General features: G+C 65.9%; 18 protein-coding genes. 8 read left to right on the top strand and 10 right to left on the bottom strand.

The window, feature by feature from the left end; translation table 11 throughout:
* The 5 genes from B4A39_RS05585 to gmk form a co-directional block, all read left to right on the top strand.
* On the top strand, positions 1 to 232 hold a 232-nt coding region (locus tag B4A39_RS05585), incomplete at its 5' end, for an acyl carrier protein (RefSeq protein WP_292034197.1).
* Between the two features lie 118 nt (positions 233 to 350).
* Positions 351 to 1,631: a beta-ketoacyl-ACP synthase II gene (gene fabF, locus B4A39_RS05580; protein ID WP_292034196.1), complete on the top strand. Its 1,281-nt coding sequence runs from the start codon at positions 351 to 353 to the stop codon at positions 1,629 to 1,631.
* A 1-nt stretch (position 1,632) separates the two neighbouring features.
* On the top strand, positions 1,633 to 2,826 hold the full coding sequence (gene mltG, locus B4A39_RS05575) for an endolytic transglycosylase MltG (RefSeq protein WP_292034195.1): 1,194 nt from the start codon (positions 1,633 to 1,635) through the stop codon (positions 2,824 to 2,826).
* A complete protein-coding gene (locus B4A39_RS05570; RefSeq protein ID WP_292034194.1) occupies positions 2,823 to 3,710 on the top strand; it encodes a YicC/YloC family endoribonuclease in 888 nt (295 codons plus the stop codon). The genes mltG and B4A39_RS05570 overlap by 4 nt, the downstream gene beginning before the upstream one ends.
* Positions 3,700 to 4,341, top strand: a complete 642-nt coding sequence (gene gmk / locus B4A39_RS05565) for a guanylate kinase (RefSeq protein WP_292034193.1) — start codon at positions 3,700 to 3,702, stop codon at positions 4,339 to 4,341. Before B4A39_RS05570 ends, gmk begins: the two co-directional genes overlap by 11 nt.
* Before the next feature lie 4 nt (positions 4,342 to 4,345).
* Here gmk and B4A39_RS05560 read toward each other — a convergent pair whose 3' ends face one another.
* The 8 genes from B4A39_RS05560 to B4A39_RS05525 form a co-directional block, all read right to left on the bottom strand.
* Positions 4,346 to 5,392 (bottom strand): L,D-transpeptidase family protein, encoded by a 1,047-nt coding sequence (locus B4A39_RS05560; RefSeq protein WP_292034191.1) that lies wholly within the window; start codon positions 5,390 to 5,392, stop codon positions 4,346 to 4,348.
* Positions 5,393 to 5,428: 36 nt separating this feature from the next.
* Complete coding sequence (locus B4A39_RS05555) at positions 5,429 to 6,586, bottom strand: pyridoxal phosphate-dependent aminotransferase (protein ID WP_292034189.1); 1,158 nt, start codon at positions 6,584 to 6,586, stop codon at positions 5,429 to 5,431.
* Entirely contained in the window at positions 6,583 to 7,392 is an 810-nt protein-coding gene (gene rsmA / locus B4A39_RS05550) for a 16S rRNA (adenine(1518)-N(6)/adenine(1519)-N(6))-dimethyltransferase RsmA (RefSeq protein ID WP_292034187.1), read from the bottom strand. Before rsmA ends, B4A39_RS05555 begins: the two co-directional genes overlap by 4 nt.
* Positions 7,393 to 7,401: 9 nt before the next feature.
* Positions 7,402 to 8,418: a 4-hydroxythreonine-4-phosphate dehydrogenase PdxA gene (pdxA, locus tag B4A39_RS05545; RefSeq protein ID WP_292034185.1), complete on the bottom strand. Its 1,017-nt coding sequence runs from the start codon at positions 8,416 to 8,418 to the stop codon at positions 7,402 to 7,404.
* Positions 8,418 to 9,770 carry a peptidylprolyl isomerase gene (locus B4A39_RS05540; RefSeq protein WP_292034183.1) on the bottom strand — a complete coding sequence of 451 codons (1,353 nt, stop codon included), beginning with the start codon at positions 9,768 to 9,770 and terminating at the stop codon, positions 8,418 to 8,420. Before B4A39_RS05540 ends, pdxA begins: the two co-directional genes overlap by 1 nt.
* Before the next feature lie 96 nt (positions 9,771 to 9,866).
* A complete protein-coding gene (locus tag B4A39_RS05535; protein WP_292034182.1) occupies positions 9,867 to 12,320 on the bottom strand; it encodes an LPS-assembly protein LptD in 2,454 nt (817 codons plus the stop codon).
* A 40-nt stretch (positions 12,321 to 12,360) separates the two neighbouring features.
* Complete coding sequence (lptG, locus tag B4A39_RS05530) at positions 12,361 to 13,464, bottom strand: LPS export ABC transporter permease LptG (RefSeq protein ID WP_292034180.1); 1,104 nt, start codon at positions 13,462 to 13,464, stop codon at positions 12,361 to 12,363.
* Positions 13,461 to 14,594, bottom strand: coding sequence for an LptF/LptG family permease (locus tag B4A39_RS05525; RefSeq protein WP_292034178.1), 1,134 nt, complete (start codon positions 14,592 to 14,594; stop codon positions 13,461 to 13,463). Before B4A39_RS05525 ends, lptG begins: the two co-directional genes overlap by 4 nt.
* Positions 14,595 to 14,751: 157 nt before the next feature.
* Between B4A39_RS05525 and B4A39_RS05520 the strand changes: the two genes are divergently transcribed.
* From B4A39_RS05520 to B4A39_RS05505, 3 genes are all read left to right on the top strand, one after another.
* Positions 14,752 to 16,227 carry a leucyl aminopeptidase gene (locus B4A39_RS05520; RefSeq protein ID WP_292034176.1) on the top strand — a complete coding sequence of 492 codons (1,476 nt, stop codon included), beginning with the start codon at positions 14,752 to 14,754 and terminating at the stop codon, positions 16,225 to 16,227.
* A gap of 26 nt (positions 16,228 to 16,253) precedes the next feature.
* Positions 16,254 to 16,715: a DNA polymerase III subunit chi gene (locus B4A39_RS05515; protein WP_292034174.1), complete on the top strand. Its 462-nt coding sequence runs from the start codon at positions 16,254 to 16,256 to the stop codon at positions 16,713 to 16,715.
* A gap of 342 nt (positions 16,716 to 17,057) precedes the next feature.
* Entirely contained in the window at positions 17,058 to 17,357 is a 300-nt protein-coding gene (locus tag B4A39_RS05505; protein ID WP_292034173.1) for a hemolysin, read from the top strand.
* A 39-nt stretch (positions 17,358 to 17,396) separates the two neighbouring features.
* On the opposite strand, the gene B4A39_RS05500 is transcribed toward B4A39_RS05505, so the two are convergent.
* Positions 17,397 to 17,654 (bottom strand): DUF2164 domain-containing protein, encoded by a 258-nt coding sequence (locus tag B4A39_RS05500; protein WP_292034172.1) that lies wholly within the window; start codon positions 17,652 to 17,654, stop codon positions 17,397 to 17,399.
* A complete protein-coding gene (locus tag B4A39_RS05495) occupies positions 17,654 to 19,540 on the bottom strand; it encodes an ABC-F family ATP-binding cassette domain-containing protein (RefSeq protein WP_292034170.1) in 1,887 nt (628 codons plus the stop codon). The genes B4A39_RS05500 and B4A39_RS05495 overlap by 1 nt, the downstream gene beginning before the upstream one ends.
* Positions 19,541 to 19,587: the final 47 nt, after the last annotated feature.

Here is a 19,587-nt window from a genome sequence, read left to right as displayed (position 1 = left end):
CACCCTCGAACGCGTCCGCAAGATCGTTATCGACCACCTGGACGCCGATCCGGACAAGGTCACGGAAAAGGCCTCCTTCATCGACGACCTGGGCGCCGACTCGCTCGACAACGTCGAGCTGGTCATGGCCTTCGAAGAAGAATTCGACGTCGAGATCCCGGATGACGCCGCTGAGCACATCCAGACCGTTGGCGACGCTGTGAAGTTCATCGACGAGAAGCTGGCTGGTTAATCCAGCTGCGATCCGTCGCACTTCCAAATGATGGCCGCCGTGGCGGGCCCCTAGCGGGACCGTCCGGCGGCCATTATTGTTTTCGGTCACGATTCTTATAGTCCAAGGAGCGCGAACCATGCGCCGCGTCGTCATCACGGGCCTCGGCCTTGTCACTCCGCTCGGTTCGGGCGTGGAGCATGTCTGGCAGGGCATCGTCGAGGGCCGCTCGGGCATCGGTCCTATCACCGCCTTCGACACCGAGGGCTATGGCTGCACGATCGCTGGCGAAGTGCCCTCCGTGGACGGTCGTGGCCGGGGCGCGCCTGATCAGCCGGGCGTGTTTGATCCCGATCAGGTGATGTCGGCCAAGGATCGCAAGCGTGTCGACGACTTCATCCTGTACGCCATCGCGGCCGCCGACGAGGCGCTGGCCGACGCCAACTGGAAGCCTGAGACCGAGGACGACAAGGAAGCCACCGGCGTCATGGTCGGCTCCGGCATCGGGGGGCTGGGCCCCATCGCCGACACCGCCATTGTTCTGAAGGAACAGGGCGTGCGCCGCGTCAGCCCCTTCTTCATTCCCTCGGCCTTGATCAACCTGGCATCGGGCCAGATCTCGATTCGCCACGGCCTGAAGGGCCCGAACCACTCGGTCGTCACCGCCTGCGCCACCGGCGCCCACGCCATCGGCGACGCGGCCCGCATGATCGCCCTGGGCGACGCCGAGGTCATGGTGGCGGGCGGCGCCGAAAGCTCGGTCGTGCCTATCGGCATCGCCGGGTTCCTGGCCTGTAAGGCCCTTTGCACCGCCTACAACGACACGCCCGAGAAGGCCTCGCGCCCCTATGACCGCGGCCACGCGGGCTTCATCATGGGCGAGGGCGCCGGCGTCATGGTGCTGGAAGAGTACGAACACGCCAAGGCGCGCGGCGCCAAGATCTACGCCGAGGTCGTCGGTTACGGCATGAGCGGCGACGCCTACCACATCACCGCTCCGTCCGAGGACGGCGACGGTGGTCTGCGGGCCATGAAGGCGGCTTTGAAGCGCGCGGGCCTGCAACCCTCTGACCTGGACTACGTCAACGCCCACGGCACCTCGACCATGGCCGACTGGATCGAGCTGAAGGCCATTGAGCGTCTGGTCGGCGATCACGCCAAGGACGTCGCCGTCTCCTCAACCAAGTCGATGACGGGCCACCTCCTGGGCGCCGCCGGCGCTATCGAGAGCATCTTCTCGGTCCTGGCCATCCGCGACCAGATCGCGCCCCCGACCATCAACCTGGACGACCCGGAGATGGAGACGCTGATCGATCTGGTGCCGCACAAGGGCAAGCCGATGAAGATCGACGTCGCCATGTCCAACAGTTTCGGATTTGGCGGCACCAATGCGGCCGTGATCTTCAAGAAGGTCGACTGATTTGGCCAAGGCTCCGTCGCGTCGCCCCCCGAAGGTCCGTATTCCCAAGTCGCGGGTGCCCAAGAAAGGTGGCGGAGCACCAAGGTCCAGTCTGGGGGTCGGTCTGATCACCGCCGCCGGGACCCTGGGACTGTTTGTCATTGCGGCTCTGATCGCCTTGTGGGCCGTCTACTGGGGACCGGGGCCGAAGGCGGTCGAGGGTGACACCACCGTCGTCACCCTGCCGTCCGGCGCCGGCGTGCCCGCCATCGCGGCCAGCTTGAAGTCGGCAGGTGTGATCCGTTCGACCGACCTGTTCCGCGCCGCCGTCAGCCTGAGCGGCGCCGACCGCAAGATACGCGCGGGTGAATATGAGGTGCCGTCGGGCGCGTCGCTGGCCACGGTGGTGGGCCTCTTGGTGGACGGCAAGGCGGTGCGCCACTACGTGACCTTGCCCGAGGGCTGGTCCAGCGCCCAGGCGGTCGACATCCTGATGAAGCAGCCGGTCCTGACCGGCGAAGTCGAGGTGCCCGCCGAGGGCAGCCTGTGGCCCGATACCTATGAGGTGGCGCGTGGCGAGACCCGCGCCTCGGTCGTCGCCCGCATGCAGCGGGCGGCCAAGTCCAAACTGGACGCTCTGTGGGCCACGCGGTCGGCGAACACCATCGTCACCACGCCTGAGGAAGCCATGGTGCTGGCCTCAATCGTCGAGAAGGAAACGGGGCTGGCCTCGGAACGGCCCGAGGTGGCGGCGGTCTTCACCAACCGTCTGCGGCTGGGAATGCGGCTGGAGAGCGATCCGACCATCGTCTACGGCGTCACCAAGGGCCGTCCGCTGGGCCGCGGCATCCGCGCCTCGGAACTGCGCGCCCAGACGCCGTGGAACACCTATCTGATCGACGGCCTGCCGCCGACGCCCATCGCCAACCCGGGCGAAGAGGCGCTGAAGGCCGTGCTGAACCCGCCGCGTTCGGAATACGTCTTTTTCGTCGCCGACGGCACCGGCGGCCACGTCTTCGCCCGCACCTACCCCGAGCACCTGCTGAACGTCGCGCGTTGGCGTGAGATCGAACGGCGCAAGGCGGGTCTTCCGCCCGGTCAGACCGCTTCCGTGCCCGGCGCGACATCGACGCCGATGGCTGAAGGAGAGGCGACGCCCGTGGTCATCCCGCCCGGCGCCAAGGTCATCTCCGTGCCGACGGCGGTCGCGCCATGAGTGCGCCTATTTCAGGCATGACCGGCTTCGGCCGTGCCGACGGCGCGCTGGACGGCTGGACCTGGACGGTCGAGGCGCGTTCGGTCAACGGACGCTCGCTGGAGGTTCGCTATCGCGGTCCCGGCGGTTTCGAGAACCTGGAACGCCTGGCCAAGACGGCGGCGCAGGCGCGTCTGAACCGGGGTCAGGTGACGCTGGGCGTTCAGGCCAAGCGGGCCGAGGGGGGCGAGCCCGCGCCGCGCGTCAACGAGGCCGTGCTGGCCACCTACCTGAGGTTGGCGAACCAGTTGGCGGAAGAGGGGGCCGTGCCGCCTTCGGCCGATGGTCTGCTGTCGCTGCGCGGCGTCATCGAAGTGGCCGAAGAGGTCGAGGACCCCGAGGCTCATGCCGCTGTTGAGGCTGCGATCGCCGCGACTGTCGAGCAGGCGCTGGACGCCCTGAAGCTGTCGCGTCAGCGTGAGGGCGAGCAGCTGACGCCCGTGATCCACGACTTTGTCGGGACCATTGAAGCCCTGGTTGCGCGCGCCGAGCAGGAAGCCGCAAGCCAGGTCGAGGCGATCCGCGAACGTTTCACCCGCCGCATCAGCGAACTGGCCCCCGACGCGCCGGGCCTGGACGAGCGAATCTTCCTTGAAGCCGCAGCTCTGGCGACCAAGGCGGACGTCCGCGAAGAGCTGGATCGCCTGACCGCGCACGTCGCTTCGGCCCGGACACTGTTGCAGCAACCCCCCGCCGGGCGGAAACTCGACTTCCTGATGCAGGAATTCATGCGGGAAGCGAACACGCTCTGCTCGAAATCCGCTACCACGCCGCTCACCGGAATCGGCCTCGAATTGAAGGCCGTCATCGAGCAGCTTCGAGAACAAGTTCAGAATGTCGAATAACCGCACCCCCCGCCGTGGCGTCCTGCTGATCGTGGCCAGTCCGTCGGGGGCCGGGAAGACGTCGTTGTGCCGACGCCTGATGGCGGATCACAAGGGATTGGAGTTGTCGGTCTCCATGACCACGCGGGGCATCCGTCCGGGCGAAGTCGACGGCCGTGACTACAACTTCGTCAGCCACGAGGAATTTCAGCGCCTGATCGACGGCGACGCCTTCCTGGAATGGGCCGACGTGCACGGCAACCGCTATGGCTCGCCGGCGGCCCCGGTGAATCGCGCTCTGGCTGAGGGCCGCGACGTCCTGTTCGACATCGACTGGCAGGGCGCCCGCGATGTCGCCGCCAAATGCCCCGGCGACGCCGTTCGCGTCTTCGTGCTGCCGCCCAGCCTGGAGGAACTGCGCCGCCGTCTGGTGACGCGCTCGCAGGACGCCGACGACGTGATCGAACGCCGCGTCGCCAACGCCAAGGGCGAGATCGAACACTGCGACGAGTTCGACTACGTCCTGGTCAACGAGGACTTCGACAGCAGCTACGCCGAACTGGCGCACATCTATCACGCCGAACGCAGCCGCCGCGCCCGCAATCTCTGGGTCGAGGGTTACAAGGGCGCTCTGCTGAAGGAAGTGGTCTGACCGTCTAGCGGAAGACCACCCGCACGCCCGGCTTGACCCGCGACGCCAGCTGTTCGGCGTCCCAGTTGGTCAGGCGCACGCAGCCGCTGGAGAAGGTCTTGCCGACCTTGGACGGGTCCGGCGTGCCGTGGATGCCATAGGTGTCGCGCGACAGGTCGATCCATACCGAACCGACCGGATTGTTCGGCCCCGGCGGCACGATGACCTTGCGGTCGCCCCGGTCATAGCTGACGCGGTCGGGGTCGTAGGTGTAGTTGGGCTCGGGCGCGACGCCGATCACGCTCAGATCGCCCGACGGCGCCGGCCTGGCTGAACTGCCGATGGTGGCCGGGTAGAAAGCCAGAAGTTGGTCATTGGCGTCGTAGGCGCGGACAGAGCGTTCGGCCTTGTCCACCACGATGCGCGCCACATCGGCCGCCAAATCAGTCTGGGCGACCGACGCGACCACGATCTTCTGACCTACCTTGCCGAAATCAACGCCGGGATTGAGGGCGCGAAGCAGACCTTCGGTCATATGGAACTTCTCGGCCAGGGCTTCCAGCGGCGTGGCGTATCCGACGGTCGTCAGCTTCGACATGGCTTGCAAGTCCGACGGGACTTGCCCGATGAATGGCCCGCTCAGATCGGCGGTGGTGATCGTGTAGTCAGCCGTGACGCGGCCGTTGTCGCCTGCGGTCAGTCGTTGAAAAACCTCTGCGTCCAGCACCCCATCCTCAGGCAAGCCGGCGGCCTTCTCGAACGCAGCGATGGCTTGACGCGTATTGTCGCCGCCCAGGCCGTCGATCACGCCAGGCGAGAAGTTGGCGCGGTCCAGCAGGATCTGGGCGCGTGCGATCGCCGGATCGGGCGAAACAGTCGTCGTCTGGTCGTTGGCGGGCGGCGGCGCGGCCTCGAACACTGCCGCTTCAATTGCCTCTCGCGTGAGCGTAGGCATCGGTGCAGCGGCGGGTGGTTGTTCCGGTTTTGGCGTCTCGGCAGGCGATCCGCAGGCGGTCAGGAAGACCAGAGCGAAAGGCAGGGCGGCGGAAGCAAAGAGACGCGATTTCGACATGAAGGCTCCGAAGGTTTCGGGCTCTGTCGAACGCCCCTAGGCGCTGAGACGTTCCTCGGCGGCCGCTGTTCTGGCGGCGAAGAAGGACTTGATGCGGGCCAGGGCGTCCTCGACCTGGGCCGTTGAGACGGCGAAGCTGAAGCGGATGAAGCGGTGGCCGTTGACCGGGTCGAAGTCGACGCCGGGGGCGGTGGCCACGCCGGTTTCGCGCAACAGGGCCTCGCAGAAGCCGATACTGTCGTCGGTCAGGTGGCCGATGTCAGCGTAGATGTAGAAGGCGCCGTCGGGCGGGGCGATGGAGCGCAGGCCCATGGCCGGCAGGGCGTCCAACATCAAGGCGCGATTGGCGCGGTAGACGTCGATATTGGCCTCCAGCTCGTTCTCGCAGTCCATGGCGATCAGACCGGCGTGCTGGCTGAGCGTGGCGGGGGTCAGGAACATGTTGCCGACGCGGGCGCGGGCCTGGGGCACCTCGGCCTCAGGCAGGATCAGCCAGCCCAGACGCCAGCCCGCCATGCTCCAGTATTTGGAGAAGCTGTTGACGATCAATGCGTTCGGCTCGAACTGAAGCATGGATGGAGTTGGACCGGTGTAGGATAGGCCGTGGTATATCTCGTCCGAGATGACAGAGATGTTCCGCTCGCGGCAGACCTCGGCGATGGCCTTAAGTTCGGTCTCGGGGATGATGGTGCCGGTCGGGTTAGCCGGGCTGGCGATGATGACGCCTGCGGGCGCCGAATTCAGCGCGCGCAGGGCCTCGGCGGTCAGTTGGAACCGCACCTCGGGGCCGCAGTCGATCTCGACCGGCTCCATGTGCAGGGCCTTCAACGTGTTACGATAGGCGACATAGCCAGGACGGGCGATGGCCACGCGGTCGCCGGGCTGGAAGCGCATCATCAAAGCCAGCACCAGCGCGGGCGAGGCGCCCGCCGTCATCACCACTCGCTCGGGATCGACGGTCACGCCATAGCGATCGTCGTAGAGCTTGGCGATGCGGGCGCGCAGGGCCGGGCTTTCCCAGTAACCGCCAGGCTCTGAGTCCAGAATGTGGTGCGCCTGGGCGATGGCGGCGGCGGGCGCCCCGGTCGAGGGCTGACCGAACTCCATATGGATGATCGAGCGGCCTTGTGCCTTCAGTTCATGGGCCAGTCGGCTGACGCTGATGGCGCGGAAGGGGTCGATTGCAACGGTCATTGCAGGGCGTCTGCCAGGCGGAGGAAGCCAGCGATGTCGATGACTTCGGCGCGGGCGTCGGGTTCGATGCCGGCTGTTTCGCACAGGGCGGCGCCGCCGAGCTGTTTCAGGCTGGAGCGCAGCATCTTGCGGCGCTGGCCGAAGGCGGCGGCGGTGACGCGTTCCAGCTTCTTCAACCGTTCAGGCGAGGGACGGTCAGCCAGCGGGACCACGTGCACGACCGCCGAGGCCACCTTGGGCGGCGGGGTGAAGGCGGCGGCTGGCAGGTGCATGACGATGCGGGCCTCGGCCACCGCCTGGGTGATGACGGCCAAGCGGCCATAGGCGTCGTCGCCGGGCGTGGCCACGACCCGTTCGGCCACCTCCTTCTGGAACATCAGGGTCAGGGCGCAGGGCGTCCATGGCCCGGTCAGCCACTTGATCAACAGCGGCGTGCCGACGTTGTAGGGCAGGTTGGACACCAGGTGGGCGGGACCCTCGACCAGTTCGGCCTCTCGGACCTTGAGGGCGTCGCCTTCGACAATGGACAGACGGCCCGAACCGTCATCCAGTTCGGACAGAAGAGGGATGAAGCGCGGGTCCTTCTCGACCAGCACCACCTTGCCGGCGTCGCTTTCCAGAATGGCGCGGGTTAGGCCTCCGGGGCCGGGGCCGACCTCGATCACGGCGCGCCCGTCGAACGGTCCGGCGTAGCGGACGATCTTTCGCGTCACGTTCAGGTCCAGCAGGAAATGCTGACCGAAGCTCTTCTTGGCCAACAGGCCGTGGGCGTCGAGCGTCTCGCGAAGGGAAGGAAGGTCCGTCATACGGACGCCTTAGCGCGTGGCGCGCGCCACCGCCATCTCTGACGCCAGTCGCACAGCGGCGATGAAGCTGTCGGCGCGGGCGATCCCCTTGCCGGCGATGTCGAAGCCGGTGCCGTGGTCAGGTGAAGTGCGCACGATGGGTAGGCCGAGCGTTGCGTTGACCCCGCCCCAGAAGTCGAGCGTCTTGACCGGGATCAAGGCCTGGTCGTGATAGAGGCAGACGGTCGCGTCGTAGCGGGCGCGGGCCTCCTCGTGGAACAGGGTGTCGGCGGGCAGGGGGTCGGTGATGTTCAACCCCTCAGCGCGCAGCGCGGCGGCGGCGGGGCGCAGCACTTCGATTTCCTGCAAGCCGATGGCCCCCCCTTCGCCCGCGTGGGGATTCAGGGCGGCCAGCGCCAGGCGCGGCGCGGCGATGCCGAAATCGCGCTTCATGGATTCGTGGACGACCCGGGCGACGCGCATGACGCGCTCGGCGGTCACAAGCTCTGGCAACTGGTCGATTGCGACGTGGATGGTCACCAGGCACGCGCGCAGGTCCTTGGCCGTCAGCATCATGACCGGGCCGCGCGTGCCGCCGAAGGGCATGTCTGCGGTCAGTTCGGCGATGAACTCGGTGTGACCGGGAAACCGGAAGCCTGAGGCGTACATCGGCGCCTTGGCGATGGGGGCTGTAACAACCCCGCAGGCTTCTCCCGACAGGGTCAAACCTACGGCGCGTTCTATCCAGTCGGCCACAGCAGGCGCGTTGCGCGGATCTGGCTGGCCCGGCGTCACCGGCGCAGGAGCGGGTGCGTGGAGGACGGGAATCGCGCGACCGAACACGGCCACGGCGTCGGACGGGGCGAAGATCCGCTCGACCTTGGCGCCCCGGGCCGAAAGCACGTCGGCGTCGCCGATGACAGCAAAGGGGGTGACGGGCGCCAGAGGGCCGGGCGGCGTGGCCAGAATGGGCCACGCCTTGGCGATGATCTCCGGCCCCACGCCGGCGGGGTCGCCCATCGTGACGATGAGCGGCCGTCCGGTCATCACTGCTTGATTTCGATCAGGGCGTCGGCCCGCAGATCGCGTAGATAGCGACGGCCCAACATGGCGTAGTTCTGATTCTGCAGGCGCGATTCAACCTGTTGGGCCGAGGGCGCTTCGGGGCCGCCCAGGCGGCGACCGCAGACGGCCAGGATGTGCACGCCCAGCGGGGTGCGCACGACGCTGCTGACGGTTCCGACATCGGCCGACCGGGCGACCTGCTGGAACTGGGGCAGGAGGTTGGCCACATCGCTTTCGCCGAGGTCAGCACCTAGCATCCCTTGCTCTGCACGTGCGCGTTGCAGGATGTTGTCGCAGGTCGTCCCGCTGCGGATGGCTTCCAGACGCTGGGTTGCGGCGGCGACCTCCGACTCGCTGGCGGTCTCCGGAACCTCGATCATGATCTGCTTCATCTGGACCAGGCTGGTTGCGGCGCCCGATCGCTTGTCACGCATGTACAGAATGTAGACGCCGCCCTCGACGGGAATCGGGTTGGACAACTGACCGACGCTGAGGGCTTCCATCGCCTGCTCAAGCGCGGGCTGGACCGTGCCCTGGACCACCCAGCCTGCGTCACCACCGCGTGCGGCGGAGGGAGCGGCCGAGAACTGGCGGGCGACGGCCATGAAGGGGGCACCCTGAACCATCTGCTGGACCAGTTGGCGTGCGCCGTTCATGGCTTCCTGCATGCCGCCGACGCGGCTGGCCTCAAGGTAGATTTCGCCGACGAGATATTGGGGCTTGGTGGCGGATTCGGTCATCTGCCGCATGGCCTGATCGACCTGGGCGCGGCTGACCTTGGCGCGATCGCGGAAACGACCGCCGACCAACTCACGCCAGCCGATCTCGGTGCGAAGCTGTTCGCGGAACGCCTGGGGGCGAATGCCGCCCTGTTCGAGGAAGGCCAGATAGCTGGGCCCCGTGGTGCCGGCCTCGCGCGCCATGGCGGCGATTTCCTCGTCGACTTCCTGGTCCGAAATCTTGAGCGTCTCGTACTTGGTCAGTTCCGCGGCCTGCAGGTGTTGTTCGATCAGATCGTTCAACGCCTGTTGCTGGATGGCGGCGATATTTTCTTCGGTCGGCTGAACCTGCGACATGGCCATGATGACGAGCATGCGCTGGCGCAGGTCGAAGCCTGTGATGATCCTGTCATTCACAGTGGCGATGATGCCGTCCGACAGGCGGAACTGCGGCGCAGCCGTGGCCCGTTGAGGCGCTTCCTCAGCAGCCGGATTAAGCGTTCCTGCAGCCGGCGCCGGTTGGGCCGGCGTCGTCTGAGCAGCGGACTGACCGACAGCCGTCCCAGCCATGAGGGCGGCCATGGCCACGCCCGTCGTGTAACGCATCAAACGCATCGTCAGTCCTGATTCCCTAAAGCCGTCTCGTCCCCCGTTCAGCGGCGTCATGGACGATGCTGAACCGCGGAGGGCGCGCGCCCCTGTACGCCATGCTTAGCGCATATCATCGCGTTCATAGCCTGAACCTCCAAAAGTGGCGAGGTTAAGTCGAATATAGACCCCTTCCGAGGGCCCGGTTGGGCGCACCCGAGTATTGTCGCGACGCCAACCCAACTCAACACGGAAGCAGTCATCGTCAAAGAGGAGCCCGACTTCCGAGCGGGTGATGATGTCGCGTTCCAGATCGGCGATGCCGTTCACCGTGACGCCCCAGTTGCCGTAGACGAATTGCTGGCCCGTAAGCTGGACGAATTCGTAGTTGCGGTTCAGCGGCCCGGCGACCGGGTTCGAGCGGTCGATGATATAGCTGAGGCTGGCCAGGTTGCGTCGGCCCCATCGACCATCGACGGTCGTCTCAGCCCGACGCACCTCGCCGTTCGGATCGATCGTGGCGTGCGCCCAGCCGCGAATGCGGTCCGACGGCGCGAAAGTCGCCTGAACCACCCAGTCCGAGGTGCGACCAGCAAGGCCGGACGGGTCGTAGAGACGGTCCGGATCATCCGGCGTCGGGGTCAGGAAGGCCGGCTGATCGTCAGCGCGAATGCTGCGGCCGATGAACAGGCTGGCGGAACGATTGTCGCTCCAGCGCAGGGTCGCGCGAGCGCCGGCCGTGAACCGCAGGCCGCCTTCCATCAGATCGTAGCCGGGGAAACGATCCATCCGGAACAGGGACGAATGGTCGAGTTCCAGCGTCTGGCTGTCCTCATTGGGGATGCGCGGGTCCAGATCGGCGTCGGTCGATATCGAAACCTGGGCCATCGGCTCCAGAATTAGATCGGATTCCGCGCTCAGGCGACGATAAAGCGGGTAGCTGACGTCGACGCCGGCGCTGGCTCTGCCCCGTGTGAGAATGTCGTTCGAATCAACACCCATCATCGGCGGCAGGTCATCGACGGAATAGACGTCGTAACGCGCATCTACGAACGGCTCCCATCGCACGCCCAGCGGTGAGATCACCGTGCGCCGCCAATCGACCTGACCGGTGATGCGGCGGCTGTCGACCCCGGGGAGGCCGTCGGTCGGTCCGGGCGGAATCAGCTCGGGCGACAGGGTAGGAGAGCCGACGTAGGCGTCGCGCGTCAGGGCCACGGCGGACCCCCGCAAGCGTAGTCGGCCGCCGAACACCGGGTTGTCCGCTTCCCACCGCCCATCGATCAGCGGTGCGACCAGGGGCAGGGTTTTGTCGTCTTCAAAGACGTTAAGGGCGGGCGTCACCGGATCGAACTCCGCCACCCGCAGGCTCTGCATCGTGAACGCCGCGATCGACAGGTAGGATCTTTGAGTCTGGCGCTCGGCGTACAGCTGGCTGATCAGCCGGCGCCGGTCGCCGTAGTAGAGGCCGTTATCTTGATAGGTGTCGCGGATGCTGTAGCGGTCGAACAGGGTCTTGTCCGAAGTGCGCTCGGCCGTGAAGCCCCAGCGCCAGGGCCCCTGAAGATCAAACTCGCCGTGCGACAGAAGATAGCTGCGGCTGGTTCTGTCGCCGAAACGGACATTGCTCTCGGCGTCACCGTCGCCGTCCTGGTCGAAGTCACCGAAGTTGCGCTCATAGGTGTAACCGCCGCGGACGACGATCGTGCCGGTGTCGAACCGTCGGCGCCATTGCAGGTTCAGGAAGGGCGCGACATCGGTGTTGATCTGCGGGCTGATCAGCCAATCCTCGGATGGCGAGACGACATGCAGATACGGAACTTCCAGCGAAACCCCGCGCCCCTCGTCGAAATCGGGGAAGGGAATGAGGAAGCCTGACGCCCGTTCCACGCTGGGATCGGGGTGGGCGAAGGCTGGCAGGTAGAAGATCGGAACGCCGCCGAGGCGGAAGACGACGTTGCGATACAGGATGGCGCGCAGGTCCTGATCCTGAACAGCCTTGTCGGCCTGGATCGAAATGCTGGGCTGCTTCGGTCCGTTCACGTCGCAGATCGGGCAGGGCGTGAAGATCACGCGGTTCAGTTCGCTGACATTCTCGGACCGTCGCACGGCGGTCGCAGCCATCAGGCTCGCGCCATTGGCCAGACGCATGGCCAGATCCACCGCGACCCCGGCTTCAAGATCCGATTCCAGCTCGAGCCGGCTGGCGTGAACGACCGACCCGTCAGGCGCTATGATTTCAGCGCGCCCCTCTGCGGTCGCGACACCACTGCTGGTGTCATACGTGAGGTGTTCGGCTCGCAGACTATGGTCGCGGATGCGAGCGAAGATTCGATCTGTAGCCGTCCCCTCGGCGGTGATGACGTCGCCCTGACGGCTGGCGGAATTGGCGTCAACGTAGAGGGCGCCAGGCTCCAGCCCGTCCGCGCCGGCCTGGCTTGGCGCTGTGGGCGCTTGGGCAGGGCGCGATTCGCTCTGAGCCATCGCCGGCAGGGCGTGAAAGCAGGCGACAACCGCAGCACCGGCCAGGAGCCGGGCGCGCAGGGCTCCGTTTCGGTTGGTGCTGCGATCACTCATACGGAATCCACTCATTGCCCGGCGACCGGAAGCCGTCCGATTAGCCGTCTTCGGTATAGAACAGCAAGGTAAAGGCGGCGAGCGCTGTCAGCACTGGGGGGAGCCAGGCCGCCAGGAACGGTGGCACCACCTCGGCCGAGCCCATGGCCGACGAGAACTGATTCACGAAGAAGAAGGCGAAGCCGAGCACGACGGCCGCCACGGCCATCTTCGCCAGATCACCCAGCCGCATCAGGCGCAGCGAGAAGGCTGCCGCCAAGATGGACATGGCGGCGAACATCAGCGGCGTCGCCAGCAACTGTTGCAGGCGCAAGCGATAGGCGGTCGAAGCGAAGCCCGCGTCCTCGATCCGCTGAATCTGGTTCGGCAGGGACCAGAAGGGCGTCGACTGAGGCCGAGCAAATCGCTGGAAGGCTTCCTTGTCTGCAAGGTTCGAAGGAAGGTCCAGGGTGGCGTAGCGCACCGCACGCTGGCCGGTTTGAGCGCCTGTGGCGTCGGTCAGGCGCCAGCGGCCAGCCGTCAGCGAGGCCGAAGCGGCGTCGATCCGTTCGGTAAAGGTTCTGCGTCCGCTGGCCGTGGTCGTGTAGATGAAGAAGGTGGCGTCTAGCAGCCGCCCTGTCGCCTGTTCCTGCCGCGCGCCGCGGATGATCATCTGACGGGCGGCGTCCCCTTCGCGCAACCAGACGGCTTGCTGGGTCTCGGCGCCGGGAGACGTGCCGGAAATCCTGCTCCTTTCACGCTGCCACATGCCGTCGCCCGCTGCCGCCAGGGGGCCGAGCAGGGTGACGGTCAGAACGCCCAGAACCAGTGCGCAGCCAGCAGCAGGCAGAACGAAGCGCCAGGCTGAAACGCCCGCCGCCCGCATGGCGATCAGCTCGCTTCGCCGGTTCAGGCCTACGAAGGCCGCCAGAGTGCCGAACAGGAAAACGAACGGCAGCAACTGGATGACGACTGACGGGGACTTCAGCAAAACGAGGCCGAAGATCCGGGCGCTCGACAACTCGCCCGACGAGTTCAGGCCTCGCGAGACTTCGACAAAGTCGATCAGCATCACCAGGGCGGAAATGACGGCGAGGGCGACGGCCAGAGCGCGTAGCTGCTGGACCAGAACATAGCGCTCGATGCGGCCAAGACGTATGCTCACGCGAACCTCGCCTTGAAGCGTTCGAGGGGCACCCAAACGCGGCGGCGGTGCGGCTTGAGCGCACGAAACAGCAGGCGCAACGCCACGAAGCAGGCCGCCAGGGGCAGCAGATATTGCAGCATGTTCAGAGCGCCGTTCCATGCGCTGGCTGCAACCAATCCATATCCGACGACGCGGACCACCAGAAAGACGCCGGCCGCCTTGGCGATGCGGCGACTATAGCCCGTTCGACTGAACGAGCCGCCCAGGATGGCTGTCAGGGCCAGGGCCATCGCGGTCAGAGCGTAGAGGGGGGAAGCCAGGCGCGAATGAGCTTCGGCCGCCAGTTCGCCTCTTGTGCCCGCGCTGTCCAGCAAGGCGGGGGTCGGATCAAACAACTCCGTCAACCAAAGGTCCGACGGCTTGAAGCGGATGCGTTCATTCGTCTTGGTATACGGCGAAAGGTCGAACACCTGCTGATCGAACGAGAGTTGGTTCAGCACGTCGCGAGAGGAATAGCGCTGCATCGATCCGTTCTGCATCGTCAGAACAGGGAGGCCGTCGACGCGCCCGAAGCGAGCGCTTTCGGCGTCCCATGTCGTGACGGTCTTGCCGTTGTCCAGGTAGACGAACAGGTTCTTCAGCAGGCCATTCTGCTCGATCTGCTGAACATAGACGGTCAGGCCGCCCGGGCCCTGGACGAAGCGGCCTTCCTCGACCAGCAGGGCGGCCAGGTCGGTGCGGATGGCGAAGGCCTGACGGCGCGCCTCGCGCTGGGCCCACGGCTGGACGAAGACATTGGTGATTAGGGCGACAACGGCCACGATGACGGCGATCTGGATTGCGGGCCGGATCAGCGACCAGCGGCTTACGCCCGCGGCGTAGGCGGCGGTCAATTCCTGTTCGCGCTGCAGCCGTGTGAGGGCGATCAGCGCGCCCACGAACAGGCCAATGGGCAGGATGACAGCGATTAGTTGGGGAAGAGCCAGCAAGGTCAGCTTGGCCATGACCCAGACGCTCTGGCCGCGTTCAACGATCACTTCAAGCTGGTCAAGGCTCTGACTCAGCAAGCCTATGCCGGCCAGCGCTGCGCACGCCGCCACGACAGGCAGGCCGATCTGGCGGAAGAGGTAGCCCTGAATCAGCGTCATGATCTGGAAAGGAAGCGTTTCGGGGGGCGACTGAGTTGCAGCCGCGAGCGATGCGGGCCATGTAATACACATCCGGGCGCCCCGGCGAAACTGCTGGTGCGCCCTTGTCCGATTCAAGCATGACCGGGGCACAGAACCTCGGCCTGGAGTAGGTTTTATGAAGATCGAGTTCGTCGCTTCCCCCAGCGCCGCAGAAATCCTTGCCGTTCTGGTCCATGAGGGCCGGTCGCTGGCGGGAACGGGCGCGGCGCTCGACGCCGCAGCTGCGGGCGCTCTGACCAAGGCGATGACGAACAGCCGCTTCACCGGCGGGGCCAACAGCAGCCTGAATGTGGCGGCCCCCTCGGGCGTCGACGCCAACGCCGTCTTGCTGGTGGGTGCTGGCGCAGCTGACAGGTTCGATGATCTCGCGGTCGAAACCGCCGCCGCCGCCGCCTATCACGCTACCAAGCTCTCGGGCGCTGAAGCCCTGACGATCGACGCCGCTCATCTGTCGGCAGAACAAGCCGCGCGCGCCGGCTTCGCCGTGCGTCTGGCTGCTTATCGTTTCGTCAAATATCTGACCAAGCAGAAGGCCGACAAGATCCCGTCGGTCACCACGGTCCGCGTTGTCACCTCGGACGTCGCGGCCGCAGAAGCCGCTTTCCAGCCCTTGTCCGCTATTGCCGACGCCGTCCTGTTCTCGCGCGATCTGGTCGCTGAACCCGCCAACGTCCTCTACCCGGCCGAGTTCGCACGGCGTGTGAAGGCGCTGGAAAGCCTGGGCCTGGAAGTCGAGATCCTGGGCGAAGCCGAGATGGAAAAGCTGGGCATGAACACCCTGCTGGCCGTCGGCGTCGGCTCTGAGCGTGAAAGCCAGCTCGCTGTGATCAAATGGAACGGCGGCAAGGTGGGCGAGGCCCCGATCGCCTTCGTCGGCAAGGGCGTCTGCTTCGACACCGGCGGCATCTCGTTGAAGCCGGCCGACGGCATGGAAGAGATGAAGTGGGACATGGGCGGCGCCGCCGCAGTGGCCGGCCTGATGCATGCTTTGGCTGGTCGTAAGGCCAAGGCCAATGTCGTCGGGGTTCTGGGCCTGGTTGAGAACATGCCTGACGGCAAGGCCCAGCGTCCGGGCGACGTGGTCGTGTCCATGTCGGGTCAGACGGTCGAAGTCCTGAACACCGACGCCGAAGGCCGCCTCGTTCTGGCGGACGCCCTCTGGTACACGCAGGAGCGCTTCAAGCCGAAGTTCATGATCGACCTGGCCACCCTGACGGGCGCCATGATCATCTCGCTGGGCCTGGAATATGCGGGCGTCTTCTCCAATGACGACGAAGTCGCCAACGGCATCCTGGCCGCTGGTCCGAAGGTGGGCGAGAACGTCTGGCGCATGCCGATCCCGACGCAATACGAACGTCACATCGACAGCCCTATCGCCGACGTAAAGAACACCGGCAACGGTCGCGCGGGCGGTTCCATCACGGCGGCGCTGTTCCTGCAACGCTTCACCAACGGCACGCCGTGGGCGCACATCGATATCGCCCCGACCGCCTGGGTCAAGGACAGCCGCAATCCGACCGTGCCGGACGGCGCCGTGGGTTGGGGCGTGCGTCTGCTCGACCGCATGGTCGCCGACAAGTACGAAGCCTGATCTGACGCATTCAGGGGTAGGGCCGGATGGCTGACGCAAAGCCGGAAATCTGGTTCTACCACCTGGAGCGATCAACGCTGGATCAGGTGCTGCCGGGCCTGCTGGAGAAGACCCTTCAGCGGGGCTGGCGCGCCTTGGTGCGCGGGGTGGCGTCTCATCGCTTCGACGACATCGACGAGCTCCTGTGGACCTATCGCTCTGACAGTTTCCTGCCGCATGGGCTCGCTTCGGAACCCTATGCCGCTCGTCAGCCCATCCTGCTGTCCGAATCGGGTGAGAACCTGAATGACGCTCAGGCGCTGTTCATCGTGGATGAGTCAGAGCTGGGGGCCACGGAAGGGTACGAGCGGTGCTTCATCATTTTCGACGGTCGAAACGAACAGGCGTTGCAGCACGCGCGCGAACGCTGGCGCACGCTGAAGGCCGCCAACGCCGATCTGGCCTACTGGAAACAGACGGACGAAGGGCGCTGGGAAAAGGCGGCCTGATCATCCTGGGACTGGCGGCCATCGCCGGCTGCTCGTCATCTCCCCCGTCAACGCGTCCTTCGGCGCCCAGCGTGGTCGAGCAGGCGCGTCAGAACCAACCTGTCGGCACGCGGACGCCTCCGATCAACGCCGACATGTGTAAGGCCGCTGAGCTTCAGTGGCTGGTCGGGAAACCCCGCACCGAGATTCCCGTTCCGGTAGATGTCGTCACTCGCCGGGTGGCCTGCACCACCTGTCCAGTGACGGAAGACTATTCACCTTACCGCTTGAATATATTCTATAATCAGCAAACCGGCATCGTCGAGCGCGTGAGCTGCGGCTAGGCCAGAACGGAGAGACGCCATGAAAACGATTCTGATGCTGACGGCATTTGCAGGCGCGGTCGCGCTTTCGGCCTGTGCGCCGACGCAAGAGGGCGGCTCCTCGGCCGGCGGCGAGGCTACGCCGGTGGCGTGCAAGGCCGGTGATTATCAGGAGTATGTCGGCCGCAATCGTTCGACCATTCCCGCCGATGCGCCGCGCGGCCGCATCTTCCGCGTCCTGTGCAGCAGTTGCGCCGCGACGATGGATTATCGCGATAACCGCGTGACCTTTACCTACGACGACAAGACCAATCTGGTGACGCGCGTCAGCTGCGGCTGACCAGGCGTTCCGTCGGGATGCATGCGGAGCGGGGCGGGTCTAGCGACCTGTCCCGCTTTCGCGTTGTAGAGCGTAGATCGCGTCGGCGATGTCCTCGGCCTTGGCCGTGACTACGGTCTGGGCGTCGGCCAGACCACGGTTGTAGAACCAACCGCCAATCTGCCCGCCAAAGAATTCCAGCACCATCTCGGCCTGGAGCTGGCTGATGTCCTGATCCAGCTCCTTGCTGAAGAAGTCGCGGATGCGGCCGCCGATGGCCTTGCGTTCATCCTTGGTGAACACGATCGGCTTGGCCATCAGGACACCGCCGCCAAGGCTTCCTCGGCTTCCATCCAGGCGGCTTCGGCGGCTTCCAGTTCGGTCTGGGTCTTGGCGCGGGCGCGCGTCAGGCCTTCCAGCGCCTTGGGGTTGGACACGGCGGCGTTGGCCAGGTCGTCGTCGATACGGGCGACCTCGGCGGCCAGGGCGGCCATGCGCTCCTCGGCCTTCTTGACCGCGTGACGCAGGGTCGAGGGCGAGGGACCGGACTTCTTGTCGTTCTTCTTCTTGCTGTTCTGAGTGGGCGTCGCCGCCGTTGCGGCCTCCTGCTTGATCTGGCTGGGCTTGACGGCGGCGGCCTTGGCGCGGTCGAGGACGAATTTCTGATAGTCGTCCATGTCGCCCTCATAGGGCTTCACCGTCCCGTCGGCGGCCAGCCACAGGCGGTCGGCGACCAGTTCCATCAGTGAGCGGTCGTGGGTGATCAGGATGACGGCGCCGTTGTAATCGTTCAGTGCGTCCAGCAGGGCGCGGCGGCTGTCGATGTCCAGGTGGTTGGTCGGTTCGTCGAGGATCAGGACGTGGGGGGCGTCCATCGCCACCATGTTCAGCAGCAGGCGGGCGCGCTCGCCGCCGGACAGGCTCTCGACCGTGGTTTCCTGTTTCTCAAAACCCAGGCCGAACTGGGCCAGCTTGGAACGACGGCTGCTCTCGTTGGCGTCCGGCATGGCCCGGCGGATGATTTCCAGCGGGGTGTCGGTCGGATCCATGGCTTCGATTTGATGCTGGTGGAACCAGCCCACGCGCATCTTCTTGTCGCGGTGCAGTTCGCCTTCCGACACATTCAGCGCGCCGGCGATCATCTTGGCGAAGGTCGACTTGCCTGCGCCGTTGACGCCCAGCAGGCCGATACGGTCGTCCAGATCCATCCGCAGGTTCAGATTGCGCAGGATGGGCTTGCCGGTCTCATAGCCGACGTTGGCGCGTTCCAGACGGATCAGCGGCGGCGCCAGCGGACGCGGCGGCGAGGGCAGGGTAAAGGGGGCGACGCGTTCCTCGATGGTGGTCGAGACCGGCTCCATCTTGGCCAGACGCTTCATCCGCGACTGGGCCTGGGCGGCCTTGGAGGCCTTGGCCTTGAAGCGGTCCACGAAGGCCTGCAGGTGGGCGCGCTCGGCGTCCTGCTTGGCCTTGGCCGACAGTTGCAGGCGGGCCTTCTCGGCGCGCGCCTTCTCGAACATGTCGTATCCGCCCGTGTAGAGCTCCAGTTTACGGCTCGCCAGGTGCAGGATGTGGGTGCAACTGTTGTTCAGCAACTCGCGGTCGTGGCTGATGATCAGGGCGGTGTGCGGATACTTCTGCAACCGGCTTTCCAGCCACAGGGCGCCTTCCAGGTCGAGGTAGTTGGTCGGTTCGTCGAGCAGCAGCATGTCCGGCTCGGCGAACAGGGCCGCCGCCAGGGCCACGCGCATCCGCCAGCCGCCCGAGAACTCGGACATGGGGCGCTGCTGGTCGGCCTGGCTGAATCCCAGACCGGCCAGGATTTCACCGGCGCGGGCGGGGGCCGAGTCGGCGTCGATGTCGATCAGGCGCGCCCAGATCTCGCCCATCTCTTCCGGCTCGGCGGTCTCCAGCCGGCTCATCAGGTCATGCCGCTCGACGTCGGCTTCCAGAATCGTGTCCAGGACGCTGTCAGGCGTGGCGGGGTGCTCCTGATCGACCGAGCCGACGCGGGCGGTCTTGGGCAGGCTGACTTCGTCGCCGTTGGCGGCCAGTTCGCCCAGAATGAGTTTGAACAGGGTCGACTTGCCGATGCCGTTGCGGCCCACCAGGCCGACCTTCGAGCCGGGCGGTAGGCTGACGGAGGCGTCGTCGAGGAACTGGCGGCCCCAGGCGTTGAACGTCAGGTTGGTGATCTGGAGCATGGAAAACGACTGACGTTGAGGTGGCGGTTGGAAAGCGGGGAGGGCGC

It is taken from the genome of Brevundimonas sp. UBA4553, from assembly GCF_002387245.1.
Classification (GTDB): domain Bacteria; phylum Pseudomonadota; class Alphaproteobacteria; order Caulobacterales; family Caulobacteraceae; genus Brevundimonas.
This window is presented reverse-complemented; position numbering and strand designations above follow the sequence as displayed.

Bases quoted from the DNA above. Each gene is read 5' to 3' on its own strand.
- B4A39_RS05570 (WP_292034194.1), top strand. From the start codon at position 2,823: ATGAGTGCGCCTATTTCAGGCATGACCGGCTTCGGCCGTGCCGACGGC.
- pdxA (WP_292034185.1), bottom strand. From the start codon at position 8,418: ATGACCGGACGGCCGCTCATCGTCACGATGGGCGACCCCGCCGGCGTG.
- B4A39_RS05555 (WP_292034189.1), bottom strand. From the start codon at position 6,586: ATGACCGTTGCAATCGACCCCTTCCGCGCCATCAGCGTCAGCCGACTG.
- B4A39_RS05500 (WP_292034172.1), bottom strand. From the start codon at position 17,654: ATGGCCAAGCCGATCGTGTTCACCAAGGATGAACGCAAGGCCATCGGC.
- B4A39_RS05515 (WP_292034174.1), top strand. From the start codon at position 16,254: ATGGCTGACGCAAAGCCGGAAATCTGGTTCTACCACCTGGAGCGATCA.
- B4A39_RS05525 (WP_292034178.1), bottom strand. From the start codon at position 14,594: ATGACGCTGATTCAGGGCTACCTCTTCCGCCAGATCGGCCTGCCTGTC.
- B4A39_RS05520 (WP_292034176.1), top strand. From the start codon at position 14,752: ATGAAGATCGAGTTCGTCGCTTCCCCCAGCGCCGCAGAAATCCTTGCC.
- rsmA (WP_292034187.1), bottom strand. From the start codon at position 7,392: ATGACGGACCTTCCTTCCCTTCGCGAGACGCTCGACGCCCACGGCCTG.
- B4A39_RS05560 (WP_292034191.1), bottom strand. From the start codon at position 5,392: ATGTCGAAATCGCGTCTCTTTGCTTCCGCCGCCCTGCCTTTCGCTCTG.
- B4A39_RS05505 (WP_292034173.1), top strand. From the start codon at position 17,058: ATGAAAACGATTCTGATGCTGACGGCATTTGCAGGCGCGGTCGCGCTT.
- gmk (WP_292034193.1), top strand. From the start codon at position 3,700: ATGTCGAATAACCGCACCCCCCGCCGTGGCGTCCTGCTGATCGTGGCC.
- fabF (WP_292034196.1), top strand. From the start codon at position 351: ATGCGCCGCGTCGTCATCACGGGCCTCGGCCTTGTCACTCCGCTCGGT.
- B4A39_RS05495 (WP_292034170.1), bottom strand. From the start codon at position 19,540: ATGCTCCAGATCACCAACCTGACGTTCAACGCCTGGGGCCGCCAGTTC.
- B4A39_RS05540 (WP_292034183.1), bottom strand. From the start codon at position 9,770: ATGCGTTTGATGCGTTACACGACGGGCGTGGCCATGGCCGCCCTCATG.
- B4A39_RS05535 (WP_292034182.1), bottom strand. From the start codon at position 12,320: ATGAGTGATCGCAGCACCAACCGAAACGGAGCCCTGCGCGCCCGGCTC.